General features: G+C 58.9%; 23 protein-coding genes. 16 read left to right on the top strand and 7 right to left on the bottom strand.

Annotated features, from left to right (window positions below):
* Positions 1-252 precede the first annotated feature (252 nt).
* Complete coding sequence (locus tag PH5382_RS15770) at positions 253-915, top strand: TetR/AcrR family transcriptional regulator (RefSeq protein ID WP_058335360.1); 663 nt, start codon at positions 253-255, stop codon at positions 913-915.
* A 22-nt stretch (positions 916-937) separates the two neighbouring features.
* Here the strand turns inward: PH5382_RS15770 and PH5382_RS15775 are convergent, their stop codons facing one another.
* A complete protein-coding gene (locus PH5382_RS15775) occupies positions 938-2,425 on the bottom strand; it encodes a flavin-containing monooxygenase (protein ID WP_058335361.1) in 1,488 nt (495 codons plus the stop codon).
* A gap of 15 nt (positions 2,426-2,440) precedes the next feature.
* Positions 2,441-2,899, bottom strand: coding sequence for a cupin domain-containing protein (locus tag PH5382_RS15780; RefSeq protein WP_058335362.1), 459 nt, complete (start codon positions 2,897-2,899; stop codon positions 2,441-2,443).
* Between the two features lie 138 nt (positions 2,900-3,037).
* On the opposite strand from PH5382_RS15780, the gene PH5382_RS15785 reads away from it, so the two are divergent.
* The 5 genes from PH5382_RS15785 (at position 3,038) to PH5382_RS15805 (ending at position 8,224) form a co-directional block, all read left to right on the top strand.
* Positions 3,038-4,057: an AraC-like ligand-binding domain-containing protein gene (locus PH5382_RS15785; protein WP_058335424.1), complete on the top strand. Its 1,020-nt coding sequence runs from the start codon at positions 3,038-3,040 to the stop codon at positions 4,055-4,057.
* A gap of 241 nt (positions 4,058-4,298) precedes the next feature.
* Positions 4,299-5,318, top strand: coding sequence for a lipid A-modifier LpxR family protein (locus PH5382_RS15790; protein WP_058335363.1), 1,020 nt, complete (start codon positions 4,299-4,301; stop codon positions 5,316-5,318).
* A 111-nt stretch (positions 5,319-5,429) separates the two neighbouring features.
* Positions 5,430-6,503 (top strand): Hint domain-containing protein, encoded by a 1,074-nt coding sequence (locus PH5382_RS15795; RefSeq protein WP_058335364.1) that lies wholly within the window; start codon positions 5,430-5,432, stop codon positions 6,501-6,503.
* Between the two features lie 285 nt (positions 6,504-6,788).
* Positions 6,789-7,409 (top strand): 30S ribosomal protein S4, encoded by a 621-nt coding sequence (gene rpsD / locus PH5382_RS15800; protein ID WP_058335365.1) that lies wholly within the window; start codon positions 6,789-6,791, stop codon positions 7,407-7,409.
* A gap of 242 nt (positions 7,410-7,651) precedes the next feature.
* On the top strand, positions 7,652-8,224 hold the full coding sequence (locus PH5382_RS15805) for a hypothetical protein (protein ID WP_058335366.1): 573 nt from the start codon (positions 7,652-7,654) through the stop codon (positions 8,222-8,224).
* Between the two features lie 41 nt (positions 8,225-8,265).
* Here PH5382_RS15805 and PH5382_RS15810 read toward each other — a convergent pair whose 3' ends face one another.
* The gene (locus PH5382_RS15810) at positions 8,266-8,727 is read right to left on the bottom strand and encodes an Lrp/AsnC family transcriptional regulator (protein WP_058335367.1); all 462 of its coding nucleotides are present in this window, start codon (positions 8,725-8,727) and stop codon (positions 8,266-8,268) included.
* 107 nt (positions 8,728-8,834) lie between these two features.
* Between PH5382_RS15810 and PH5382_RS15815 the strand changes: the two genes are divergently transcribed.
* The 4 genes from PH5382_RS15815 (at position 8,835) to PH5382_RS15830 (ending at position 13,338) form a co-directional block, all read left to right on the top strand.
* Positions 8,835-10,274, top strand: coding sequence for an aminotransferase class V-fold PLP-dependent enzyme (locus PH5382_RS15815; protein WP_058335425.1), 1,440 nt, complete (start codon positions 8,835-8,837; stop codon positions 10,272-10,274).
* A gap of 108 nt (positions 10,275-10,382) precedes the next feature.
* Positions 10,383-11,474, top strand: a complete 1,092-nt coding sequence (gene hisC, locus PH5382_RS15820) for a histidinol-phosphate transaminase (protein WP_058335368.1) — start codon at positions 10,383-10,385, stop codon at positions 11,472-11,474.
* Complete coding sequence (locus PH5382_RS15825; RefSeq protein WP_058335369.1) at positions 11,471-12,388, top strand: prephenate/arogenate dehydrogenase family protein; 918 nt, start codon at positions 11,471-11,473, stop codon at positions 12,386-12,388. Before hisC ends, PH5382_RS15825 begins: the two co-directional genes overlap by 4 nt.
* Positions 12,385-13,338, top strand: coding sequence for an extensin-like domain-containing protein (locus PH5382_RS15830; protein WP_058335370.1), 954 nt, complete (start codon positions 12,385-12,387; stop codon positions 13,336-13,338). The genes PH5382_RS15825 and PH5382_RS15830 overlap by 4 nt, the downstream gene beginning before the upstream one ends.
* 56 nt (positions 13,339-13,394) lie before the next feature.
* On the opposite strand, the gene PH5382_RS15835 is transcribed toward PH5382_RS15830, so the two are convergent.
* Positions 13,395-14,393 carry a DUF2125 domain-containing protein gene (locus tag PH5382_RS15835; RefSeq protein ID WP_058335371.1) on the bottom strand — a complete coding sequence of 333 codons (999 nt, stop codon included), beginning with the start codon at positions 14,391-14,393 and terminating at the stop codon, positions 13,395-13,397.
* Positions 14,394-14,463: 70 nt separating this feature from the next.
* Here PH5382_RS15835 and PH5382_RS15840 point away from each other — a divergent pair, with 70 nt between their 5' ends.
* From PH5382_RS15840 to PH5382_RS15850, 3 genes are all read left to right on the top strand, one after another.
* Entirely contained in the window at positions 14,464-14,994 is a 531-nt protein-coding gene (locus PH5382_RS15840; RefSeq protein ID WP_058335372.1) for a gamma-glutamylcyclotransferase, read from the top strand.
* A 78-nt stretch (positions 14,995-15,072) separates the two neighbouring features.
* The gene (locus PH5382_RS15845; protein ID WP_231751907.1) at positions 15,073-16,341 is read left to right on the top strand and encodes a biopolymer transporter ExbB; all 1,269 of its coding nucleotides are present in this window, start codon (positions 15,073-15,075) and stop codon (positions 16,339-16,341) included.
* Positions 16,342-16,344: 3 nt separating this feature from the next.
* Positions 16,345-18,699, top strand: coding sequence for a peptidoglycan -binding protein (locus tag PH5382_RS15850; RefSeq protein WP_058335373.1), 2,355 nt, complete (start codon positions 16,345-16,347; stop codon positions 18,697-18,699).
* A gap of 102 nt (positions 18,700-18,801) precedes the next feature.
* On the opposite strand, the gene PH5382_RS15855 is transcribed toward PH5382_RS15850, so the two are convergent.
* From PH5382_RS15855 to gloB, 3 genes are all read right to left on the bottom strand, one after another.
* A complete protein-coding gene (locus PH5382_RS15855) occupies positions 18,802-19,797 on the bottom strand; it encodes a M23 family metallopeptidase (protein WP_058335374.1) in 996 nt (331 codons plus the stop codon).
* Positions 19,797-22,127 (bottom strand): ATP-dependent Clp protease ATP-binding subunit ClpA, encoded by a 2,331-nt coding sequence (gene clpA / locus PH5382_RS15860; RefSeq protein ID WP_058335375.1) that lies wholly within the window; start codon positions 22,125-22,127, stop codon positions 19,797-19,799. Before clpA ends, PH5382_RS15855 begins: the two co-directional genes overlap by 1 nt.
* Positions 22,128-22,331: 204 nt before the next feature.
* A complete protein-coding gene (gene gloB / locus PH5382_RS15865; RefSeq protein WP_058335376.1) occupies positions 22,332-23,099 on the bottom strand; it encodes a hydroxyacylglutathione hydrolase in 768 nt (255 codons plus the stop codon).
* 74 nt (positions 23,100-23,173) lie between these two features.
* Here gloB and PH5382_RS15870 point away from each other — a divergent pair, with 74 nt between their 5' ends.
* The 3 genes from PH5382_RS15870 (at position 23,174) to atpA (ending at position 26,583) form a co-directional block, all read left to right on the top strand.
* Positions 23,174-23,920: a class I SAM-dependent methyltransferase gene (locus PH5382_RS15870; protein WP_058335377.1), complete on the top strand. Its 747-nt coding sequence runs from the start codon at positions 23,174-23,176 to the stop codon at positions 23,918-23,920.
* Between the two features lie 563 nt (positions 23,921-24,483).
* A complete protein-coding gene (locus tag PH5382_RS15875; RefSeq protein ID WP_058335378.1) occupies positions 24,484-25,044 on the top strand; it encodes a F0F1 ATP synthase subunit delta in 561 nt (186 codons plus the stop codon).
* Positions 25,045-26,583 (top strand): F0F1 ATP synthase subunit alpha, encoded by a 1,539-nt coding sequence (atpA, locus tag PH5382_RS15880; protein ID WP_058335379.1) that lies wholly within the window; start codon positions 25,045-25,047, stop codon positions 26,581-26,583.
* Positions 26,584-26,585: the final 2 nt, after the last annotated feature.

The raw sequence follows: 26,585 nt of genomic DNA on the forward strand, positions 1-26,585 counted from the left end.
ATTCCGTCCGGGGAAAGGGGAAGTCCCCTCAGAAACCGATTTGTGCAACAAAGCCATGCGCACGGCATCTTTTTGTGCGTCGACTTCTGCTTGCGGTTGGCTCTCTTGGTCTGCTGCGGCGGCAGTTGGCGCAATTGGCGCAATTGGCATTGTGCGGCTTCCTCAGTTATTGGAGGTAGTAAGGCCGAACCCTGTTAGTTATGCAAGTGTATAATTATTGAGGGGAAGAAACGGGCTGCGAAAGGAGCAGGGATGGGTGACGAGCGGCGAAAATTTACGCGCGAAAGTGCGGCACAGCGCAAAGAGGCATTAATCAGGGCAACCCTGTCTCTGATCGCCGAAAAAGGTGTGCGCGGCGCCACAGTGCGCGGCATTGCGGAGCGTGCCGAAGTCACTCAGGGGCTGATAAGACATTATTTTTCGTCCAAAGAAGAGCTCGTGACAGCTGCGTTTGACTATCACATGACCCAGATGACGGATCTCACCTTTGCGCCAGCGGCAGAGGTCGAAGGTTCTGCAGCGGACAGGTTACGGGTGTTTGTGCAGTCATCTCTGACGCCGCCGGTGGTGGATCCGCGGTCCATTGCTTTGTGGGCGGGATTCTTGAACAAGGTGCAGCATGACGCGCAGATGAAAGAGACCCACGCCCGGACCTATATCGATTTTCGCGACCGCCTGCAGGAGTTGATTCGCGCGGCTCTGGAGGAGGCTGGTATCCCGGCCAGACCCGAACGGTTGTACCAGCTGGCGACAGCCTGCAACGCCCTGATTGATGGTTTGTGGATGGAGGGCGGTGCCCTGCCGGAAGCCTTCGCTCCGGGGGAGCTGTCGCAGATCGGTCTGGATGCAGTGGGCGCCATTATTGGGTTGAATTTTGAAGCTGCTTCAGCGCCACGCCGAGGGGCACAGCGCTGAAGCCTGGTCGCCGCGTTCCGGTCTATTCGGCGCGGTACTGCGGCGTCGAGGCGAGAAATTCGCCATAGGCCGGTGCACTCGGATAGGAGAACTGTTCAGCCAGGGGATTGGAGCGCTTGCATTTGCGTGCCCCCATGTCCGCCAGCAGCTCGTCAAAGTGCTTGAAGTGGAAAGGCGCTGAGCAGAGCCCGCCATAGACCTGAGCAGCCGGGCGTTCGCGCCGCCGCCAATCTAGCATCATGTCTATGTTTTTATCCATATCGGCCCGGCTGGGTTGCTGCGCAAGCTGACCGTCAGCATAGCGCACCAGCCAATTGGCGATCATCTCGGCTGACAAAACAGTGCAGAAGCTGGAGTTGAAGCCGACAAAGCCCATATCGGGCAGGTCCGGGTTCACAGACAGGCGGAAGGTACGGTATTGCCCGTCTGCCTCGATCAGCTTTTCGCGGTATTCCTGCGCCAGATAGGGAATACCCAGCTTCCAGCCTACCGCCAGCACGATGATATCGGCCTTTACCCGATCGCCGGTGGTCAGGATCACCTCATCGCCCTCATAGTGATCAAAGGTGCCCTGAATGGGTTTCACGCTTCCGGATTTGAAACTTTCAAACAGGCCGGGGGTGACGATCGGCAAAGAGCAGGACGCCTCCTTTTCGATCGGCGTGTCCGGCACCATGTTCCATTTCTTCAGACCCAGTTGAAGTTTGAGCAGGGTCTCCAGGCCACGAAAATTTGCCCAGACCAAGGGTTTCAGTACGGCGGCGATGACCCGCTGCAGCGGGGATTTTCCCCATTGGTTGAACTGCTGTTCCTGTGCGCGCATGTAGAGCAGGTTTTTGAAGTTTATACCGCCAACAAAATAAGGCACCCGCCAGACGTTTTCGCGGTAGACCATGGTCACCTGCTTGGCGCCATTCTTGGCCGCGTTGACCGCAATATCGGTGGCCGATTTGGAGCCGCCGAGCACGACAACCCGCTTGCCCTCCATCATCGCGGGATCGGTGTAGTCTGACGAATGGATGACCTGTCCGCCCTGGGCGACAAACTCCTCCTGTCCCGGATGGCTGATGATGTTCTTTTCCGAGAACTGCCCGGTGCAGATGGCGACAAAGTCGAAATCCTCCTGCCGGATCTGGCCTGCCTCATCAATCGTGAGGGTCCAGCCGGGTTTGCCATCGGCCCGGCGGTCCATCGACTGGATATTGGTGTTCAGCCGGAACAGGCGGCTGAGTTTGTGTTTGTCGGCATAGCTATGCAGATAGGCATGCACCTGCGGGCCTTTTGGCCACTCCGGGTAGTCTTCCGGCATTGGATGGTCGGTGTAGCAATAAAGCTCCTTTGGGGATTGCGTTTGCACATCCGGGTAGGAGCGCGATAGCTCCCAGACGCCGCCAAAGTCATGACTGCGTTCAAAGCCGACCACCCGGTGGCCCTTTTCATCAAAGGCTTTGGCAGCGGCCAAGCCGCTGACGCCGCCGCCGATGATGGCGATGGTTTTGCGTTTTACCATATCTGATGCCCTTCCTTATTCGGCCGGGGGCGGCAGGAAATCGACTTCGTGTAGGGCAGACAACCGGGTCAGCTCTTCGGGGTCGGTCACGCCATCCAGAGCGATAAACAGATCATAGAGCTTGCGTGCAGGAGCAACGCCAAAGACGCATTTGGCAGTGGCGCCACTGCGATTGAAGATGCCATGCGCGATCCCCATCGGCATGCGAACCGTGTCGCCTGGTCCTGCATTTTCGGTTGTCGGCGGGCCTTGATCGTGGCCGAATTCCACCTCCAGATTGCCCTCAAGCACATAGATCCATTCATCCTGTGTGGGATGGATATGTGGCGGCACGAAGGTTTCGGCCGGAATATCAGCATGCCAGATAAACGCGTTATCAGAGTGCAGTTTTGGTGTGTAAGTATGGCCAACCACATTCCAGGCCACCCCGTTGATCCCATCGGCAGATTGGGTAATGCCAGCAGTTTCTTTCATGTTCTCCTCCCCGAGTTTGAAAGATTATTGCGTGAGCCTAGGGCTCGATTGATATTTTCTTTGTCCAAATTGCGCAAAGAAAATCATCTTGGGCGGAAAAGCTTTGTTTTAGGTGTGAAATTTATGCAGGGTGGCGGTATGGATCCCAGCACCTTGACGAATTTGGCAGAGCCGCTGAGCGCACATCCCCTGTTTAAAACGCAGGACATTGATGACGCGCGGCACCGGGTTGCCGGAAAATTCTGCGCCCATGATCTGACACCTGGACCTCAGCACCGCCGGTTTGAGGCGCGCCACAACCATGTTGCAGGCCAAAGCCTGTCATTGAACTATCTCAGCTATGGCTGCGAGGTTGCCATCAACCCCGGTGAGCTGGATCGGTTCTATCTGATCCAGCTGCCGCTGGCCGGAACGGCGGCTGTACGCAATGGCAAGGCAGAGGTGGCGGCGGGAGTCGGCCAGGCATCAGTGCTCAACCCGACACGCGACACCTGCATGACTTGGCATCAAGGCTGTCGCAAGCTGTTGATGCAGGTCGACCGCGCAGCCCTGCACCGACTTGCCGAAGATCTGCTGGGCCGACCTTTGGGGGAAGCGGTGCTGTTTGACCCGCATGTGGATCTGCGCAGACCGGGATTGCAACGCTGGCAGAAATCCCTGTTCGCGGCGATCAGCTTGGCACAGAATGGAGCGGCCTTTGGCACGCAGATGCATCCGCATCAGGCGCGTCTGGAGGAAGAGCTGATCCTTGGGTTTCTGACCCATCAACCCAGTAGTATTTCCCACAGTCTGCAACAGGGCGCGCACACGGGACAGGACCTGCTGCCGTCGTTTCAGCTGCGCCGGGCTGTGGACTATATCAGGAGCAATCTCGCAGAGCCGCTAACCCTGGCCGGGATCGCCTCCGAAGCGCGGTGCAGTCTGCGTAGCCTGCAGTTGGGGTTCAAAGCACATTTCAACTGCACGCCAATGCAGTATCTAACGCGGGAGCGTTTGAACCACGCGCATTATCTTTTGCAAAGTCTGCCCTCCGACCATCGAGTAAATGCGGTCGCTTTTGATGCCGGGTTCAGTCATCTGGGGCGATTTTCCATCGCCTATCGTGCAGCATTTGGGCAATCGCCACGCGAAACCCTCCGCCAGGGCGGGCCAGCCTGACTGTCTCTCTCTTAGGTATACCGGCTGGAGGTCAGCTGGGGCATGCTGGGGCAGCCTGTCAGGCGTTATTTCCTTGAGGGCCATGCTGAACTGTGGCGATGGTGTGGCAAGACAGGGGCAGGGTGCTTTTCGATTGGTCCGGGATGTGTCTTTGCTGCACTAGACCGGAGCGCGGGCCGGGTGTTAACGCCTTGTTAAGGGCGGCTGCTAAGGTGGCGCAAGATCAGATCGGGATTGATCCATGTTTCGAAAAGTGGCGCGACAGCTGACACAACAGATAACCATCCTCGCCATCGGCCTGGCTGTACCGACAGCCCTTTGGGCCGAGACTGTCGTGTCCCGAACCGAGGACCAGGCACAACGCGAAACGCCAAGCGCAATACCGGACGCAACACCGGGTGCATCACCGGGCAAGCGCCACCGGATCGGCTATGGCTTGATGTTTTCCAATGACCTTTTCGGGGATGGTGAGGATCGCTGGCGCACCGGGTCGATCACCTCGTCGCGCATTTACGGTTATGGATGGAACGGGCAGGCACCAGCCGGGTTCGGAGAACTGCTGGAACTGCGGATTCAGGGCCAGATCCTTGCCCCGGAAAGCCTGACCGTTGCCAAGCCTTCGGACCGGCCTTGGGCCGGAGCTTTGACCGCTGAGCTGAACACGCATATGCAGCGGGGCGATGTTGAGATCTCAGTCGGTGGCGGTCTGACCTTGGTTGGCCCGCAAACGCAGCTGGCGGATCTGCAGGACTGGTTGCACGACATTACCAGTGCGCCGCAGGTCACAGATGCGGTTCTGGCGTTGCAGGTGCCCAACAAGATCCGCCCGGTGATTTCTGCCGAAGTTGGCCGGGTGTTGATGCTGTCACCACAGGCGAGCCTGCGCCCCTTTGTCGAAGCGCGGGCTGGTGATGAGACCTATCTGCGCGCCGGACTGGATCTGACCCTTGGGCAGCTGGGGCAGGGGGGATTGCTGGTACGTGAAACCGTCACGGGACATCGCTATCGCACCCAGCAGAGCGAGGCCAGGGGCCTGTCTTTGACGGCAGGAGCGGATGTTGCCTATGTCGCGGAGTCGATCTTTTTGCCAGACAGCAGCAACTATGATCTGAAGCATAGCCGTCAGCGCGCGCGCTTGGGCCTGCGTTGGCAGGGGAACAACGCGTCTGCTTTTTATGGTCTGACCTACCTGAGTGAAGAATTCAGCACTCAGGATGAGGGCCAGATCACCGGCTCTCTTCAGTTGCAGTTGAGGTTTTGACGGCACACCCAAAGCCCCCTCCACGTCAGGGCAGAGTTTGCGCTTTATCTGCTGCGTCAGGTTTGTTAACAAAACGTTAATAACAAAAACTAAGAGCAGGCATAGAGGCAGATGAAAACGGGCTTTCGTGGCACGTTTGTCATTTCTTGGGCGCAAACAGAGATAGACGGTCTTTTGGCCGCACCGATCGACGCTGTTGATGTCGGGGCCGCGTGGTCATGGCATGGAGATACGGTGCGGGTTGATGGCCCGGCTGAGCTTTTGCGACTGGACATGGCAGATGGAGAATCTGATCTGAGACGCCGGGCGGCACGCTCGGTGCGTCGGCTGGTTGGCGCAGCCGTGCAAAACCGGACCGACGTCAGAGAGGTGCCGGTCGAAGACCCGCTGCTCGACAAGAGTTTTGTCGTTACCAATGGCGTTCAGAGCTATACCGTGACGCTGATCGAGGTCGCAGATTCCACCAGACCACTTTTGATGTTTGTGAATGAAATCCCGCCAAAGGGCACGGATCTTTGGGTGGTCCATCATTCACTGGGCACTATTGCCTGTCCTGCCGACAGCATGCCGGGACAGCCCGGCAGCGGCGTTATCTGTTTTACGCCGGGAACCCAGATTGCCACCCCGCAGGGGCCGCGCCGTATCGAAGACCTGCGCGAAGGTGACAAGGTTCAGACCCGTGATAATGGCGCCCAGCACATTCACTGGATCGGATCCCGCCGCATCAGTGGTGCCCGTCTTTTTGTGGTGCCAAAATTGCGTCCTGTCCGCATTCGCGCCGGGGCCCTGGGAATTGACCGGCCTGAAAAAGAACTGCTGGTCTCGCCAGAGCATCGCATGTTGCTGCGGGGGCGTCATGTTCAGGCGCTGTTCAATACCCCCGAAGTCCTGGTGGCAGCGCGTGATCTGGTCAATGGTCGTACCATTGCGCCTGACACATCGGTCAAGGAAGTCACCTATATTCATCTGCTTCTTGGAAGCCATCAGGTGCTTTGGGCCAATGGGGTTGAAAGCGAAAGTTTCCATCCCGCCAGTGCCTCGATGTCGGCGCTTGAGACCCGTGACCGCATCCGGCTGACCGGGCTTTTACCACTGCTAGAGCGGGACCCGATGTCCTATGGTTCCTATGCCCGCCGCAATCTCAGCGCCTCCGAGGCAGCAATCCTGATGCACGAAGCGGCCTAAATCCAGATAAACTCCGGCTTTGGATGAGAAACCAGTCGCGACAGTGTTGACTCTACGGTCTTTGCCCATATAAGCGCCACTTCATTGGTGTTGGTGGCCCCCGCAAGGGGATGCCTGTCATAGGGAAGATCCCTGATCCCCCTAAGAGGACAACGCCCTTTATAGCCGCCGTTTTTTCTGGCTGCGTTCTGGCTGTTCATGATTGCTGGCGTCCGCGTCCTCAATCCGAAAAGTGGGGACCGGTTTTCGGAAAGAATTGCGGAGCCACTAAAAAGGAGAACAGTCGTGACTAAACGTACGTCTGCCAAGTATAAAATTGACCGCCGCATGGGCGAAAACATCTGGGGTCGTCCTAAGTCCCCGGTCAATCGTCGTGAATATGGCCCCGGCCAGCACGGTCAGCGCCGTAAAGGCAAACTGTCCGATTTCGGCATTCAGCTGCGCGCCAAGCAGAAGCTGAAAGGCTACTACGGCGACATGACCGAAAAGCAGTTCCGCCGCATCTATGCCGAAGCTGTTCGTGTGAACGGCGACACCGGTGAAAACCTGATCGGCCTGCTCGAGCGCCGCCTGGACGCCGTTGTTTACCGCGCCAAATTCGTTGCAACCGTTTTTGCGGCCCGCCAGTTCGTCAACCACGGCCACGTGACCGTCAATGGCCAGCGCGTCAACATTCCTTCCTACCGTGTAAAGGAAGGCGACGTGATCGCTGTACGTGACAAGTCCAAGCAACTGGCAGTTCTGATCGAAGCGACCCAGCTGGCCGAGCGCGATGTGCCTGACTACATCGAAGCCGACCACAACAAAATGACCGCCACATTCGTGCGCGCACCTGGTCTGGCCGATGTGCCTTATCCGGTTGTCATGGAACCAAACCTGGTTGTGGAATTCTACGCCAAGAACTAATTGGGTGGCCCCCTGGGCCTCCGAAGGAAAGGGTCGCCATTTTGGCGGCCCTTTTTGCATTTTGTGTCTTGTCTGCGCACCTGTATTGGGCGCGGGCTGTTTCTGATTAGCGGTTCTTCGTAGGCGAAAAATCCGCTTCGGCCAGCCCTGCGCTGAAATGCCATTGTCATTTGGCGCGCTGTGTCGTTACCTTTGAGGCAAGGGCGGGCCACTAAGGGGTCTGCGTTAAACAGGAGACGAGAATGTTCCAGATCAGAACCGGTGTTTTGACCGCTGCTGCAATCCTCATCAGTACTTTGGTCAGTGCGGCGCCGCTGAAGCTCCAGCCAGCCAACCCTCAGCCCTCGGGTGTTAAATCAGGCCTTTCGGTGCGCTATGCCTATCCACAGGACGTCAGAACCCTGAGCGAGGCCTCGTCAGCGCTGAAGATTTCTGCCGAGCGGGGACGGGCGCTCAGCGGGCTGGATTATCGTGACACCAATGAAGGTGATCTGACGCTGACCTCAAAGCGGGCTGAGCATGTCGTCGCCTCGATCAAGGGCTATGTGCATTTCGACACGCCGGGTGTTCACAATATCGATTTTTTGACCAATGACGGGATAAGGGCCAAAATTGGTGGCAAGGTTGTGGGCAAATTCGACGGGCGCCAAACCTGTGATACCACCATCATGAGTGAGGTCGAGGTGCCCGTCGCTGGCTGGTATGCCTTGGATATTCTGTATTTCCAACGGTATGGAACCTCCTGCCTGCACATGCGCATGGGCCCAAAAGGCAAACGTGCAGGTTGGATGCCAAACAAGGCTTTTGGTCACTAATTCTGCATCAGGTCTGTACCAGACCTTTCCCGCGGCTGCTTTCACAGTGGCAGCGGGCGCCCCTCGGCAATGGTTTCCATCGCGAAGTATGAAGTCACGCTGTCCAGCTCGATGCCGCTGATCAAGCGTTGATAGACCCGGTCATAGCTGCGCATGTCCTGGGTCACCACTTTCAGCTGATAGTCATAGTCGCCACCAATACGGTGAAAATCCACGACTTCAGGGATCGTCAGCACGTGGCGGCGAAAATGGTCCAGCCAATCGGCAGAATGGTGCCGCGTGCGCAGCATAACAAAAACCACCAGTTCCAGTCCCAGTTTGGCCCGATCGACGCGTGCGGTTGAGCCTTGCAGAACCTTGTTGTCGGTGAGCGCCTTGAGGCGGCGCCAACAGGCGTTTTGCGACAGGCCGACTATCTCGGCCAGCTCACGTTGGGACAGGTTGGCGTCCTGCTGCAGGGCACGCAGAATGGAGGTGTCGATATGATCTACATTATTGGTCATTCCTCGATCATATGACCCGAATATTGCAAAAATCAATCAAAGATTGATAAAGAAATCGCGCAATCTGGATGGGAAGATCTCCGAAAGCTATGCATCAGGAGCCCATCATGACCTCAGCCGCCCCCCTTACGCCTTTCAAAAAGATGCTGCAGAAGGCTGCCCAGGACGATAGCCTAGCCGAGGGGCTCATTGGCGAAGGCGCGATGATCCCCGGTGCCGAAGGGCCAGTGCCGCTGGTCTATGCCGATTATGTTGCCTCGGGTCGGGCCATGCAGCAGGTCGAAGATTTCATCGCGACCCAGGTGCTGCCCTACTATGCGAATTCCCATACCGAAGCATCGTTCTGCGGCTCTTATATGACAAGATTACGCCGCGAGGCGCGGGCCGAGATTGCACGTATCGCTCAGGCGGGAGCTGATGACACAGTGATTTTTGCCGGATCGGGCGCGACGGCGGGGTTGAACCGGCTCATCAGTCTTTTGGGGGTCAATGAGGCCTCAGATCCAGTCGTTTTCATCGGTCCGTATGAGCATCATTCCAACATTCTGCCCTGGCGCGAAAGCAAGGCGCGGGTGATTGAAATCCCCGAAGCCCGCGAGGGCGGGCCGGATCTTAACGCGCTGCAGGCGGCTTTGTTGACGCATGGCGAGAGTGATCTGATGATCGGTAGTTTCTCTGCCGCGTCCAACGTGACTGGTATCGTCACCGACCCCGACGCGATCAGTCGCCTGCTGCATGCGGCGGGCGCACTGGCAGTCTGGGATTATGCCGGTGCCGGCCCCTATCTGCCGATCTGCATGGCTGGCGTGGATGGTGCGCACAAAGACGCCGTCGTGATCTCACCACATAAATTCCCGGGCGGGCCGGGGAGTTCGGGTGTGTTGATCGTCAACAAGCATGCGGCACAGCGGCGCTGCCCGTCTTGGCCTGGGGGCGGCACCGTCAGTTTTGTGTCCCCCTGGGGACACGAATATAGCCCTGATCTGGCGGCCCGCGAAGAGGCCGGAACGCCAAATGTGATTGGCGATATTCGCGCCGCCCTGGCCTTTTTGGTCAAAGAAGCCGTGGGGGAGGCCGAAATCGCAGTGCGCGAAGAAAAATACGCTGCTATGGCGCGGGCGGGCTGGGCGGATAACCCGCATTTGACCCTGCTGGGGCATCCTGCGGCGCACCGCTTGCCGATCTTTTCCTTCACGGTCACGGGATCTTCCGGTGTGCCTGTTCATCAACAGCTCTTTACCCGGATGTTGAGCGACTATTACGGGATTCAGGCCCGGGGTGGCTGCGCCTGCGCCGGCCCCTATGCGCATCGCCTGCTCGGCATTGAAAGACCCGAATCCGAGGCCCTGTTTCGCGATCTGCAGGCTGGTAAAGAGCTGCGCAAACCCGGCTGGGTGCGGCTCAATTTTTCCTACCTGATGGCCGAGCAGACGGTGCAATACATCATCGACAGCGTGAATGAGTTGACGCAGCGAGCAGAAGACCTGGCTTCAACCTATCAGGCAGATCCTGCCACGGCCCGGTTCCAGGCGCTGGCTGCGGAGTGACTTCAAAGCTCGGGAAAGGCTGTGATGTGATCTTGCGGCTTTCCCATCGCGGTCTGCCTCGTTATGACGAAGGGGAACCAAGGAGCCCGAAGTCAAGGAGCCCGCAGAATGACCCAGATTACGCCGCAGCCCGGTATTATGGATATCGCTCTTTATCAGGGCGGCGCGGCCCATGTGGCAGGGGTGAGCAACACGGTAAAGCTCTCCTCGAATGAGAACCCACTGGGACCCAGCCCGCTTGCGATAGAAGCCATGCAGCAAGCGGCGGCGATGATGCATCGCTATCCCAGCTCCGATCATCTGGCGCTGCGGCAGGCGATTGGCACTGTCGAAGGGTTGAACCCGGATCAGATCATCTGTGGCGCCGGCAGTGATGAGGTGATTGCTTTCCTCTGTCAGGCCTATGCAGGCCCGGGCGATGAGGTGCTCTATACGGAACACGGCTTTGCCATGTATCGCATCAGCGCGCTGGCAGCTGGGGCCACCCCGGTTGAGGTTAAGGAGCGCGAGCGGGTCACTGATGTCGATGCGCTATTGGCGGGCTGTACTGATCGCACCAAGCTGGTGTTCATCGCCAACCCCAACAATCCCACCGGCACCATGATTGGCGCCGCCGAGGTGGCGCGGCTGGCTGATGGTTTGCCGCAGGGCGCTTTGCTGGTGCTGGATGGGGCCTATGCCGAATATGTCGAAGGCTTTGATGCCGGTGCTGCGCTGATTGCGGATCGCGACAATGTTTTCATGACCCGGACGTTTTCAAAGATCCACGGGCTGGGCGGGGCACGGATCGGTTGGGGCTATGGCCCAGCGGCCATCATTGATGTGCTCAACCGGGTACGCGGGCCTTTCAATGTATCTTCGACTGCTTTGGCGGGGGCTGAAGCCTCCATTCGGGATCAGGACTACATTGCTCACTGCCGGGCGGAAAATGCCAAATGGCGCGAATGGCTGGCGCAGGCGCTGGCGGCACTTGGCATTGCGTCTGATACCTCCTGCACCAATTTCATTCTGGCGCGCCTCTCAGATCAGGCCGAAGCCGAAGCCTGCGACAGCTATTTGCAGAGTCAGGGGCTGATCGTGCGACGGGTTGCGGGATATAATCTGCCCAATGCGCTGCGCATCACAGTGGGCGACGAGGCCTCTTGCCGGCGTCTGTTGGCAGCGATTACGGAATTCAAAGCAGGGCAGGGTGCCGCATGAGCAATATTGTTTACAACCGCGTCGCCCTGATCGGGCTGGGGCTTATTGCCTCTTCGATGTTTTGGGCGATGAAACGCGCCGGATTGGCCGGTGAGGTCACAGGCTATGCTCGCAGTGCCGAGACCCGCGATACAGCCCGCCGTATCGGCCTGTGTGATCGCATCTGTGACACAGCGCTAGAGGCCGTCAAAGACGCGGATCTGGTGGTGCTTTGTGTGCCGGTGGGTGCGATGGGGCCGGTGATGGCCGAAATCGGCCCGGCGCTGAAGCCCGGCGCAACCGTATCGGATGTGGGCTCCGTCAAGGCGCATGTGATCGAGGCAGTCACGCCACATATCCCTGAAGGCGTGCATTTCGTGCCGGCGCACCCGCTGGCAGGGACCGAACATTCCGGCCCCGAAGCAGGCTTTGCCGAACTGTTTGATAATCGCTGGAGCCTGCTGGTTCCGGTGGAGGGCAGCGACCCTGAGGCGGTCGCGAAACTGCGCGCCTTATGGGAGGGCATGGGGGCCAATGTCGATGAGATGGATGCCGACCACCACGATCTCGTGTTGGCTGTCACCAGTCATGCGCCCCACCTTATTGCCTATACTATGGTCGGGGTCGCCGATGATCTGCGCCGGGTAACCGATAGCGAAGTGATCAAATACTCGGCGGCCGGTTTTCGCGACTTTACTCGGATTGCCGCCTCGGATCCCACCATGTGGCGCGATGTATTTCTGACCAACAAGGACGCGACGCTGGAGATCCTTGGCCGCTTTACCGAAGAACTCTTTGCGCTGCAGCGGGCCATTCGCACCGGCGATGGGGACCATCTGCACGACTATTTCACCCGGACACGGGCAATCCGTCGCGGCATTATCGAGGCCGGGCAGGATACAGCAGCGCCGGACTTTGGGCGGGCGCAAAAATGAGCGCGCGCACGGGGCTGAGCAGGGCGATATTGGCGACTGCATTCTGTCTTGCACAGAGCGCGCTCGTGCAGGCGCATGCGCCAGAAACCTCGCTGCGCCCCAGTGACAGGCCTATTGACAGGCCTATTGACGGGCCCGATGAAAGGCACAGTGCCATTTCGACCGGGATCACCGAGAACGCTCTACGTGAGAGTTCGGTGGTTCAGACCGCCGCCCTGTTGCCGCAAACTTTGGTGGCAACTCCGGTAGATTTGAGCAGCTCGTCCACGAAAATGCGGCCCGTCTTACGACCTGTTTCCGCCCAGATCCTCGCTGTGGCAGCCCTGCCCAGTGATCTGTCGCAGCTTGGGCCTGATCAATCTTTGCGACCTTGGCTGCGGCCTGACAGCGTCGTCGAGCAGGCCCTGTTCAAGCGCCGTAAACTGCGCAAGGGATCGGTTTGTGGCGACATCGAAATTCAGGGCCGCACAGTGGGATCTGTAGCGGCGACCCTTCCGGGCTGTGGCGCCAAGGATGCGGTGCGGGTGAAATCCGTCGCCGGTGTCACCCTGAGCCAGGAATCCCTGATGACCTGCGACATGGCCAAGGCGCTGAAGCGCTGGGTCGACAAGGATGTCAGAACCGCCTTTGGCCGCCGCAACCCCGTGGTCACGCTGCGGGTGGCAGCGCATTATGCCTGTCGCACGCGCAACAACCGCCCCGGAGCCAAGATCTCTGAACATGGGCGTGGCAAGGCCATCGATATTTCGGGCTTCAAGCTGGAAGATGGCACCATGGTGACGGTTCTGGAAGGCTGGCGCACACGATCAACCCGCAAACGGTTGGTCAAAATCTGGAAGGCGGCCTGTGGCCCCTTTGGCACCGTGTTGGGCCCCGAAGCGGATCGCTACCATCAGGATCACTTCCATCTGGATGTCGCGCGGCATCGCGGTGGTTCCTATTGCCGCTAGGCCTGGCGGCTGGTGCTTTAGATATCAGGGCTGAAATGCCGGGCGGTTCTTGAACGTCAGCGCAGGATCAGGCGCGGGGCTGGTCCCAGCGGCAATGGCCCCACCCACATCTGCCCTGTGTCGAACGTGAGGGTGATATCCAATTTTTCCGGCTGTCCCGCACGGCCTGCAAAGACCGCCAGAACCTGTTCCAGCCCGCTGCGCAGGCTGGGAGGCAACAGGCTGCTGCGTTCCGCCATATCGAGAACCGAGCGCCAGTTTTGCGCCTGAAGGGCCAGTATACCGCTCAAGCTTCCTGCCTCGTCCACGGTCAGATCACCGGTGGCCTTTACGCTCAGATCTCCCCACTGGGCTTCGGCCAAGGTGAGCGAGATCTGCCGGGGCTGCGGGCGTCGCAGCTCGATGGCGCGGCGGTCCCAGGCGGTATCAAACGTCACTTCCGCCAACAGGCCGAGGGTTTCAAAGCTCTGCGGCAATTGATCAGACGCTGCCAGTAGGCGACGATAGGTGGGGCCGGGCGTGAAGCCTTCGGCACGGGCGGTGAGGGTGTAGCGGTCCGCACGAGATTGCTGTTGCATCACCAGAGTGAGGCTTGTGGCCTCCAGTACAGGATCGTCAGCCGTTGCAACCTGCCAATCCGTGCCACTCAGCGCTAGGTGCTCCAGCTCCAGCGCCAACCCCGGTGAGAGCTGCATTTCGGCCTGCATATTGCGGGCCATCAGGGTCAGGGTCTGGTCGAAATAGGACAATCGCTGCGGGCTGTCGGAAAAGCGCAGGGTCTGGGCGCCGGGCCACAGGGCCGGGCTTGCAAATTCAGCCCAGTCGGCGCTCCAGGCGGCCCCGGTTCCGGGATCTGCTAGCACAGGATGCTGCAGCCGGGTCACGTGCTGGCCGGGGAAGCCGGCTGTGGTCAGCTCGGCATATTCCGCCTGCCAGCCCTGACGGCGCTGTTCTTCAAACCACTGCTCCAGCCCGGTACGCAGACCCCAGGCCGCGACGCTCCAATAGGTCATCCAGAGTGCCGCACCCAGGCACAGCCATTTCAGCAGGCGCATTCTGCAAAACCCTCTTTTTTTAGTCTGCAATTTGCTGTTTATAGGCCGCGATCAGAAAGGGCCATAGAGCATGACAATGTGGGTATTCGGATATGGATCGCTGTTGTGGAACCCGGGGTTCCCGGTCGCACGCCGCGAAGTTGCGACCTTGCAGGGCTATGCGCGCTCGTTCTGCATGTCTTCGATCCATCACCGCGGCACCGAGGAAAATCCCGGTCTGGTTCTGGCGCTGGATGCCATTGCAGGAAGCCATTGTCAGGGGTTGGCCCTTTGCGTGGCTGCCGGTGAAGAGAGCGCCACGCTGGACTATCTGCGTGAGCGCGAGCTGGTCTCGTCTGCCTATCTGGAGCGCGACCTGCCGGTCGCACTGGCCTCAGGCGAGGCGGTGACGGCCGTGACCTATGTGATCGACCCCGATCACGTGCAGTATTGCGGGGGTATGGAGCTGGAAAAACAGGCGCAAATCATTGCCAGGGCCGTTGGTGGGCGGGGGCCTAATACCGAATATCTTTACAACACTGCTGAACATCTGGCCGAGATCGGCCTTGGGGATGCGGAACTGGAGTGGTTGATGACCCGTGTGCGCCAAATTACGGCATAAAGCCTTGGCGCTTTTGCTTCTTTGCCTTTAAGCTGCCTCGGGCAAAGAGCATTACATCGGGTCAGGACCCCTCCGAATATGGCGCAACCAGACCGCAAGATCAGGCCACAGTTTTCGCAACCGGTAAGACAGATCATTCTGATGTTGATCGCATTGGGGATGGCAGGCTTTGGCGCCTTTGTTGCCCTGCCCAAGGTTCTGCCGGTCTTCCAGGCCAATCCCTGGCTCAACGGGTTTATCATTTTTGTTTTTGTGATCGGGGTGCTGTCCTGTTTCTGGCAGGTGTTGCAGCTGATCGGATCGGTACGCTGGATCGAAAGCTTTGCCTCCGGCGGCAGCCGCGGCGAGGATCGCGCCCCTTCCTTGTTGGCACCATTGGCGGCGCTTTTGCGGTCCCGTGCCGCGCGGATGCAGCTGGGCTCTTCTTCGACGCGTTCGATTTTGGACTCAGTGGCGCAGCGTATCGACGAAGAGCGTGAAATAACCCGCTATATCGTCAACCTGTTGATTTTTCTGGGTCTGTTGGGCACGTTCTACGGCCTCGCGACAACTGTTCCCGCCGTCGTCGACACCATTCGTAGTCTGGCCCCGCAAGAGGGCGAAGAAGGGCTGGCGATCTTTAACCGGTTGATGACCGGGCTTGAAGCGCAGCTGGGCGGCATGGGCGTGGCCTTTGCCTCGTCGTTGCTTGGGCTGGCGGGATCGCTGATCGTTGGCCTTTTGGAACTGTTTGCCGGTCACGGCCAGAACCGGTTCTACCGTGAGCTGGAAGAATGGCTGTCGTCGTTTACGCGGGTCAGCTTTTCCTCCGGCGAAGAGGGCAATAGTTCTGAGACTGGTGTGGTGTCAGAAGTGCTGGATACCATGGCCGAACAGATGGACGCCCTGCAGGCGATGTTTGTGCAGAACGCCCAAAGCCGCGCCGAAGTGGACAATAAACTGGCGCAACTGGTGGATGCCATTACCGATATGAATGCGCGCCAGGATCAGACGGCCAGCCTGTCGGCAGCCCTTGATCGGGTGGCGATTGGGCAAGAAACCCTGACCGAAATCATGCGTGCCCATGGTGACGTCGGGATGGATGCCGAAAGCCGGATGCGGCTGCGGTCGATCGATGTGCAGATGCTGCGTATTCTCGAAGAGATATCTGCCGGCCGTCAGGAAAGCCTTGCAGAGCTGCGCAAGGATATCGACCTGATGGTCAAGGCTTTTGCGGTGCCCCGTGGCCGTATGCGTCAGACGCCTAGCCAAACAGCGACTCAAGCACCGGGCCAGCCTGACCCGGCTCAATCTGCTCCGGTGCAGCCCTCTTCGATCCACAGCGCCTTTAGTCAGGACGAGGATTAAGCCATGGCTCTGTCGCGGCGCACCGGCCAAAGGTTTCAGAACTCGATCTGGCCCGGTTTTGTCGATGCCATGACCGGTCTTTTACTGGTGCTGATGTTTGTTCTCACCATTTTCATGGTGGTGCAATTTGTCCTGCGCGAGACCATCACCGGGCAAGAAAGCGAGCTGGATGAACTGGCAACCGAAGTACAGGCGCTGGCCAGTGCACTGGGACTGGAAGAGCGCGCCAACAATCGCCTCAACGCACGGCTTGGGGCGCTAAGCTCAACGCTTTCGACCACGCAAGAGGATCTGGCGCAGGCCCAGAATGCGATTGCCGAACAGCAAAACATCATCACCGGGCTGACAGCTGAACGGGATCAGCAACTGGCCAATCTTGCGCAGGCACAACAACAGATCACCGCCTTTGAGGCCCAGGTCGCGGCCTTTATCGCCGGACGGGATGCAGCGCAGGCGCAGATCGCAAGTCTGACTGCGGATCGGGATCGCCTGGACGCGGAACGCAGCAGCCTTCTCAGCGAACAGGACGCCCTGAACTTGGCCCTGGCGCAGGCCCGCGACGAGATCGATATCAAGGTCGAGGCTGCACGTCTTGCTGCCGCCAAGCGTGAGGCGCTGGAGGCTTTGATTGCAGATCTGGAGACTGAGGGGGCTGCACGTCAGGCTGAGCTGTCAGACCTCAGCGCAAAGCTTTCCGCCGAAGAAGCGGCACGTCTGGTTGAGGTCGCAGCCGCCGAGGCGCTGCGTGCCCGGCTTGAGACGGCGGATGCAGAATTGACCGCCCTGACGCTTTCGCTTGAACACCAACGGCAGGAGGCCGAAGACACCCTGACGCTGCTGGCGGCTGCGCAGGTGGCGCGGGACCAGTTGAACAGCGAATTGGAGGCAGCCCTTGCCACGCTTGAGGCCGCCCGGGCCCAGTCGCAAGAACGTGATGAGTTGGCCGAACGGCTGACGCGGGTTCTGGCCCAGATGCAGGTGAGCCAGTCCGCCGCCGAAGGGCGCGTTGCGGCACTGGAGGTGGAACTGGAGCGCTTGCAGCTGGACGGGGCCGCCACCCGTGAGCGTTTGGGGCGCGATCTGGATCTGGCACGTCAACAGGCGGCACAAAGCGAGGCTGCGCTGGAGGCGGAACTGGCGCGGCAGCGGGCCGCGAATGTGGAGACGCAAACGCAATACCAGGATGAACTGGCCCGTCTGCAACAGGATTTTGCCACAGCGCAACATGGGCTGGAACAACAGCTGGCGACGATGCAGGCCGAAAGCGAAAGCGCTCGTCGTAGTCTGGAAACGAAACTGGCACAGCTGCAAACAGATACAGCCAGTGTGATGGCCGGTCTCGAAGCAGAGTTGGCGCAGGCCCAGCAGGACCTGGCGCTGGCGCGGTCAGCAGCCTCATCCACCGCAGAAGATCGCGCAACGGTCGAACGGCGTCTGTTGCAGGCGCTGGAGGCCTTGGAAAACGCCCAGGCTGCGGCCGGTGATCAGGCTGTGCTGCAACAGCGCCTGCTGGCCGCGCTCAACGCTCGGAAGGAGGCAGAAGCCGGGGTTGCAGATCAACGCAGCCTAGCTGAGGAGCGCGCAGCCCTTTTGGCGCAGGCGCAAGCCGCGTTGGCGGAACAGAAGACCGTTTCGACCGAAGCGCAACGTGAAACCGCGCTGCTCAACCAGCAAGTTGCGGCCCTGCGTGAACAGCTGGGCGGGTTGCAGGCGATCCTGGATGACTATGAGGCCCGAGATACGGCGCAGCAGGTGCAGCTGCAAAACCTGGGCCAGGATCTGAATGCAGCGCTTGCCCGTGCCGCCTCGCAGGAGCGCCGCAGCCGCCTGCTGGAAGAACGCGAGCGCAAACGGTTGGAGATCGAAGCAGCCGAGTTGGCCAACAAGGCGGCAGATCTGGAGCGCTATCGGTCCGAATTTTTTGGCCGTCTACGTGATGTTCTGGGCAATCAGGATGGGGTGCGGATCGAAGGCGACCGCTTTGTTTTTGCCTCTGAGGTGCTGTTTGCGTCGGGCAGTGCGGATCTGTCGGCGGCGGGCACAGTCGAGATCGCAAAAGTTGCGCAGATCCTGCAAACGGTTGCCGCAGAGATCCCACCTGAGCTCAACTGGATCATTCGGGTGGATGGCCACACCGACAATACCGCGATGGCGGGCAGTGCCAAATACAGTGACAATTGGGAGTTGAGCCAGGGACGCGCCCTTTCGGTGGTGCGTTTCATGATTGAAAATCTGGGCGTGGCCCCGGACCGGCTGGCAGCCAATGGGTTTGGTGAATTCCAGCCTGTGAACCCTGCTGACACACCGCAGGCCCGGGCGCAGAACCGCCGGATCGAGTTGAAGTTCACCGAACGCTAGGCGGGGAATACCAAACGGGCGGCACCAGATGCAGTGCAACCAGACTGGACTGCTCGTATTCACATGCATTCATAGCGGGAGGCAGCAGGCAGACGAGGCGTTCTAGTAGATTAGGATTTCCTGGGTGATCCGGTCGATTTCTTCATCACCCCGCATCAGCACGGCCATCCCTTGATAGGTTCCTTGCGGCCAGGTCTTGTTGCGCAGGCGTTTTCCCGAAGCGCGAAAAAACTGTGCCTGGTTACGTTCAAGCGTGATCTCATGAACGGAAAACAATCCCGTTGGCCCGGTGATAGACAGGCGAATTCGATCGGCTCTGCGGCCGCCATAGGCATAGGCCCAGAAAACCAGCCCCTGCGCGGTTGGAGACAGGCGTGAAAGGGCCGCATCACCGGATTTGATGGCGCGAAAGTCCGGAACAGCCGTGTTGAAACCGCTGCCGAGAAAGCCACCGGGCTGATAGGGGAGCGGGTCGGCCCAGAGCGTTGGGCCGGGCACGTGCGCGGCTTCGGATTCGACGCTGGAAGGGCAGCTTTCAACTCCTTGCGGGGCAAAGGGGTCAACAACTTCTCCATGGTGGCGCAGTGACAGGTGCAGGTGGGGGAACTGCGTTTTGCCTGAAAGGCCTACCTCGCCGAGCTGGGTGCCAGCTTTGACCTGGTCGCCCTTTTGCACCCGAACAGAGCCCTGCTTCATGTGGCAGTACTGGGTTTCCCAACCATCCGCATGGCGCAGGACTGCACCATTGCCGCATTCGCGCCCTTTCAGGCTTTCGGCGTTTTCCTCGGTTGCATAGGTGTCCGGCATTTCGTTGCGCGTTGCCAAAACCTCGCCAGGCGCTGCGGCCTTGATGGCGACGCCAGCGGCGACCTCTCGCAGGAAAGGGATAACGAAATCAGTGCCCTTGTGGCCATTGTAGGTCAAAGGGTTGCACTGATAGTCCTGGACACGCGGACCGGGGCCATGGTCGACATATTGCTGGATATGGCAGGTCTCACCGAGACTGCAATCCAGCGGCCATTGCAGTTGAAAATCGCTCGCCGCGATCGGGGTCGCGGCGAGCGTTAAGAGCAATGCGCCAACAGGCTTCTGCATCATTATTCGGCAGTCAGTAGCGGGGGCTTGTCGCCCGAGATCCGTGGCTTGCCAGGACCTTCGATGCGCAGATCCAGCTTGCCGTCCTTGATGCCAACCTTGACCAGACCACCCTTGGCCAGCTTGCCAAAGAGCAGTTCTTCGGCAAGCGGTTTTTTGATGTGCTCCTGGATGACCCGCCCCAGCGGACGTGCCCCCATACGGTCATCATAGCCTTTGTCAGCGAGCCATTCAGCGGCCTTGCGGGTCAGTTCGATCGAGACGTTGCGATCCATCAGCTGGGCTTCGAGTTGCAGAACGAATTTCTCGACGACCTGCAGGATCACCTCTTTTGGCAGTGGCGCAAAGGCAATCACGGCATCCAGACGGTTGCGGAATTCCGGCGTGAAGGTACGCTCGATCGCGGCGGTGTCCTCGCCTTCGCGGCGATCACGGCCAAAGCCGATGGCAGCCTTTGCCATATCCGACGCACCAGCGTTGGAGGTCATGATCAGCACGACATTGCGGAAATTCACCGCACGGCCGTTGTGATCGGTCAGCTGGCCATTATCCATCACCTGCAACAGAATGTTGAAGACATCCGGATGCGCCTTTTCGATCTCATCGAGCAGCAGCACGCAATGCGGGTGCTGATCAACGCCATCGGTAAGCAATCCACCCTGGTCAAAGCCGACATAGCCGGGAGGGGCACCAATCAGGCGAGAGACCGCGTGTTTCTCCATGTATTCCGACATGTCAAAGCGCAGCAGCTCCACGCCCAAGGTGTCCGCCAGCTGTTTGGCCACCTCGGTCTTGCCGACGCCGGTAGGGCCCGCAAACAGATAGTTGCCGATTGGTTTTTCCGGCTCGCGCAGACCGGCACGGGACAGTTTGATAGCGCTGGACAGGGCGTCGATAGCATCGTCCTGACCAAAGACCACCCGTTTCAGGCTTTTCTCCAGATCTTTCAGCACCTCGGCATCGTCTTTGGACACGCTCTTTGGCGGAATGCGGGCGATCTTGGCCACAACGGCTTCGATCTCTTTCACTCCAATGGTCTTGCGACGCTTGCTTTCGGGCACCAAACGCTGGGCCGCGCCTGCTTCGTCGATGACGTCGATGGCCTTATCTGGCAGTTTGCGGTCATTGATGTAGCGCGCAGCCAGCTCCACAGCGGTTTTGATCGCATCGGCTGTGAACTTGATATTGTGGTGTTCCTCGAAATAGGGCTTCAGCCCTTTTAGAATTTCGATGGAATCCTGCACCGTGGGTTCACTAACGTCGATTTTCTGGAAGCGACGCGCCAGGGCGCGGTCTTTCTCAAAGTGCTGGCGGAACTCTTTGTAGGTGGTGGACCCCATGGTGCGCAGCTTGCCGCCCTGCAGGGCAGGTTTCAGCAGGTTGGAGGCATCCATTGCCCCACCAGAAGTGGCACCGGCACCAATCACCGTGTGGATTTCATCAATGAACAACACGCCATCGGGATGGTCTTCCAACTCGGTCACGACCGCCTTCAGGCGTTCTTCAAAGTCGCCGCGATAGCGGGTGCCGGCCAATAGCGCCCCCATATCCAGCGAGAAAATGGTGGTGTTGGACAGGATTTCGGGCACTTCGCCCTGAACGATCTTGCGTGCAAGACCTTCGGCGATAGCGGTTTTGCCAACGCCGGGATCGCCCACCAACAGCGGGTTGTTCTTGCGACGGCGGCACAGCACCTGAATGCAGCGCTCAACCTCCTGGCTACGGCCAATCAGCGGGTCGATATCGCCTTCGCGGGATTTGGCGTTGAGATCGACGCAGTACTTATCAAGCGCGCTCTCTTTCTTGTCGCCGTCCGGGATGTGGCCGCCGCTGATGGCTTCTTCTTCGCCTTCGGGCGCGCCGGAGACCGGACGGGATTCCCCAAAGGCGGGATCCTTGGCCACACCATGGGCGATGAAGTTCACCGCATCATAGCGGGTCATGTCCTGATCCTGCAGGAAATAAGCCGCATCGCTTTCGCGTTCGGCAAAGATCGCAACCAGGACATTGGCGCCAGTGACCTCGGTGCGGCCGGAACTTTGGACGTGAATGGCTGCGCGCTGGATCACGCGCTGGAAAGCGGCGGTAGGCACAGCTTCAGAACCATCAACATCCGTTACCAAGTTGGCGAGATCTTCATCGACAAATTCAACCAGCGAGGCACGCAGTTCGGTCAGATCAACGCTACAGGCGCGCATGACACGGGCGGCTTCGGGTTCTTCGATCAGGGCCAGCAACAGGTGTTCCAGCGTGGCAAACTCATGGCGCCTTTCATTTGCCAGCGCGAGCGCGGCATGAATGGCTTGTTCTAATGTGCTCGAGAATGAAGGCACGGGCGTGCTCCTCTGTTCTTGGGTTGGCCGAGGCGCTAGGTCTGTTTACCATCCTGCCCCTGCATCAACCATGTCGTCATAGTATTAGAGTTTGGTTGATAGAGCGGCAGCTTCAAGGACTTTCTTTCAAATTTAGGTCACATTTCTTTCGAAAGCGGCCTTAAAGCTGTCGCTAGGGTGTAAAAACGGCCCCGATATCAGAGCCTAGAAGTTGTCCTTTCTTTTGCGAATTTCGGCGAAAACATGTTCATCATCAGTGCCTTGCAGTCTCAATGCGCCTTTGATTTCGTCTGTTCCAGCGCGCAAGAACGGATTTGTGTCCAGCTCTAGCTGTAAAATGACTGGAACAGTGGCTTCGCCTTTGGCTCGTTTGGCGTCGATGTCGGCAACGCGGGCCTGAAGGGCTGGATTGTCGGGCTCGATGGTTTCGGCAAACCGCGCGTTGGACTGGGTGTATTCGTGACCAGAATAGACCAGTGTTTCCGGGGGCAGGTCCATCAGGCGTTGCAGACTGTCCCACATCATGGCCGGGCTGCCTTCGAACAGACGGCCACAGCCAAGAGCCATGAGGCTGTCGGCGGTAAAGACTGCGGCACTATCGGGCAGGTAAAAGGCGATATGGCCAATGGTGTGACCGGAAACGTCGATCACAATAACGGGTTCGCCAAAGAGATCGAAACTCTCATCAACAGAAACGGCATGATCGAGCGGTGGCAGCCGATGGGCGTCTGCCTTGGCACCGTAGACGCTGGCCCCATAGGTGCGGCGCAATTCTTCTACCCCGTCGATGTGGTCGTAGTGGTGGTGTGTCAGCAAGATTGCATCCAACCCCCAGCCCCGCGCGGACAGAGCGGCCTTGACCGGGGCGGCTTCCGGGGCATCGACCAGGGCCGTACGGCCGCTCTTGGCATCATGCAGCAGATAGGCATAGTTATCCGACAGGCAGGGCAGAGTAATGATTTCTAGGGGCATGGTCTTTCGCCTCGGTATTGTTAAACTGGATTGTTAACCTGGCCGCAGATTGGCCGAAGCAGCAGGCACTCGCAATGCATCTTGATGTTCAGGACCTTAGGAACTTCTACTATCGCAGCACTCTGGGGCGTGCCGCACAGGCGTCGATCCGCAACAGGCTGCTGCAGTTCTGGCCAGATGCGACCGGCCAGACCATGGCGGGTTTTGGCTTTGCTGCCCCCTTGATGCGCCCGTACCTGGCAGAGGCCCGCAGGGTCATTGCCCTGATGCCGGGCCCGCAGGGGGTAATGCAGTGGCCGGCCGGGATGCCCAATGTTTCGGTTCTGTGCGAGGAAACCTCTTGGCCGATCGAGACGGGGAGGGTGGACCGGCTGGTGGTGATGCACGGGCTTGAGACGTCAGAACGGCCCAGTGAGTTGGTCGAAGAATGTCGGCGGGTGCTGGGGCCCGGGGGACGGGCCATCTTTGTGGTGCCGAACCGGGCTGGGTTCTGGGCGCGCTCGGATAAGACCCCCTTTGGCTATGGGCGCCCCTACACCTTGATCCAATTGGAGAACCAGCTTCGATTCCATGAATTCACCATCGAGCGCCACGCGGCCGCGCTGTATCGCTTGCCCAGTCAGAAACGCTTTTGGCTGAAGTCTGGCGCCATGTTTGACCGTATCGGGCGCCGCTTGCCGACAATGCTGGCCGGTGGGGTTTTCATGGTTGAGGTCAGCAAGCAAACCCATCCGCAGCGCGGTCACATGACACGGGTTCAGCGGGCTAATCCGATCCGGGTTCTCGAAGGGTTGTCCAATCCCTTGCCGGAACCTGTCTGAGATCATATCCATTTGACGCGAAATCAGCCTGAAATTCGCCCCAAACCTTCCTTTGAATGCCGTCTGAGTGTCGTCGCGGCAGGGTCGAACGTCAGGCCGAATGTCAGGCCGAATGTCAGGCCCCATGTCGCGCTGAATGTCGGGTACCATATCGGGCGGAGAGCGGCAGGCCATAAGGCGAGCTAGGAAATAGGGCTGGACCGTGAAGATGATTCTATTTTTGACATTTTTTGTGATCGCCTCTTGATAGTGCCATGGTTTGAGCAGTCTCTGTTTGCTGCTTTGTGTCGTTTTTACCCTCCGAGGAATCGCAAATCGCTGCAGTTCGGGGGAATAATTTGTCCTGATTTAGAGGGGCAAAGGGCCGCACTTTGCTTAAGTTGTTGAAAACACTTAACTCAACCATTTCCGGCATACCACTATAGACAGTTGATAGGTTGCTAACGCTCTGTTACATCCACGCTGATTTTAACGCCCTGCCACTTTGGCGGGGCTTGCTCACGCCCCCGGACGCCGTCTGCCCGCAGACAAGCCAACCGGGGCCAAATGTCGGAAGGGTGGACGTGTCCGAACCAGCTTCGATTTCAGCAGGCATTGCTGCGCGCTATGCCACTGCGGTCTTTGAGATCGCCGAAGAAAGCAAGGCGCTTGATAGCCTTGAATCCAGCATCAATGATCTGGCAGCTGCCCTGGCTGACAGTGAAGATCTGCGCAACCTGATCAGCTCACCGCTTATCTCTCGAGATGAGCAGGGTGGAGCCATCACGGCGATTGCCGACAAGATGGGTCTTGCACCCGTGTTGCGCAATACTTTGGCTCTGATGGCGCAAAAGCGTCGTCTGTTCGTCCTGCCAGCTCTGCTGACGGCCCTGCGGGCGCGTCTTGCAGAGGCCCGGGGTGAAGTGACAGCCGAGGTGATCTCGGCCAAAGCGCTGACCAAGACCCAAAGCGAAAAGCTGGCCAAGACCCTGGCAGAGCGCGTGGGCAAGAAGATTACCATCAATGCAACCGTCGATGATAGCATCATTGGCGGTCTCGTCGTTAAAGTGGGCTCGAAGATGATCGATAGCTCGATCCGCTCCAAGCTCAACTCCCTACAGAATGCAATGAAAGAGGTCGGATAAATGGGTATCCAAGCAGCAGAGATTTCTGCGATCCTAAAAGACCAGATCAATAATTTTGGTCAGGAAGCCGAGGTGGCTGAAATTGGTCGCGTGCTGAGCGTTGGTGATGGTATCGCCCGCGTCTACGGTCTCGACAATGTTCAGGCTGGCGAAATGGTCGAATTCCCTGGTGGAATTATGGGCATGGCGCTGAACCTCGAAGCCGATAACGTAGGTATCGTTATCTTCGGCTCCGACCGCGACATCAAAGAAGGTGACACTGTAAAGCGCACCAACTCGATCGTGGACGTTCCTGTTGGCCCCGAACTGCTGGGTCGCGTTGTGGATGGTCTGGGTAACCCGCTGGACGGCAAGGGCCCGATCAACGCCAAAGAGCGCGGCATTGCCGACTCCAAAGCGCCCGGCATTATCCCGCGTAAATCGGTTCACGAGCCGATGGCGACTGGCCTCAAGTCGGTTGACGCGATGATCCCAGTTGGCCGTGGCCAGCGTGAGCTGATCATTGGTGACCGTCAGACCGGTAAAACCGCGATTGCTCTCGACACCATTCTGAACCAGAAAACCTACAACGAAGCTGCAGGCGACGACGAGTCGAAGAAACTGTACTGCGTTTATGTTGCTGTGGGTCAGAAGCGTTCCACCGTTGCTCAGCTGGTGAAAAAGCTGGAAGAAACCGGTGCGATGGAATACTCGATCGTGGTTGCTGCAACCGCGTCCGACCCGGCCCCTCTGCAGTTCCTGGCACCCTATGCCGCGACCGCAATGGCCGAATACTTCCGCGATGGTGGCAAGCACGCCCTGATCATCTATGATGATCTCTCCAAGCAGGCTGTGGCCTATCGCCAAATGTCCCTGCTGCTGCGTCGTCCACCCGGTCGTGAAGCCTATCCTGGTGACGTTTTCTATCTGCACTCCCGCCTGCTGGAACGTTCGGCCAAACTGAACGAAGACTTCGGCGCTGGTTCTCTGACGGCTCTGCCCGTTATTGAAACCCAGGGCGGTGACGTTTCCGCCTTTATTCCGACCAACGTGATTTCGATCACCGACGGCCAGATCTTCCTGGAAACCGAGCTGTTCTACCAGGGCATCCGTCCTGCTGTGAACACCGGTCTGTCGGTTTCGCGTGTTGGCTCGTCCGCCCAGACCAACGCAATGAAATCTGTTGCGGGTCCGGTGAAACTGGAACTGGCTCAGTACCGTGAAATGGCTGCCTTTGCGCAGTTTGGTTCCGACTTGGACGCCGCCACTCAGCAGCTGCTGAACCGGGGTGCCCGTCTGACCGAGCTGATGAAACAGCCACAGTACGCACCGCTGACCAACGCTGAAATCGTCTGCGTGATCTTCGCCGGTACCAATGGCTACCTCGACAAGATCGACGTCAAGGCGGTTGGCCGCTATGAGGCGGGTCTGTTGGCGCACCTGCGTGGCAAGCACGCAGATCTGCTGGAGTGGATTTCCACCGAAGATCCCAAGATCAAGGGCGATGCTGCCGACAAGATCAAAGCAGCGCTGGACGAATTCGCCGCAGATTTCGCGTAAGG

Origin of the sequence: Phaeobacter sp. CECT 5382 (genome assembly GCF_001457775.1) — a bacterium.
GTDB lineage: Bacteria > Pseudomonadota > Alphaproteobacteria > Rhodobacterales > Rhodobacteraceae > Pseudophaeobacter.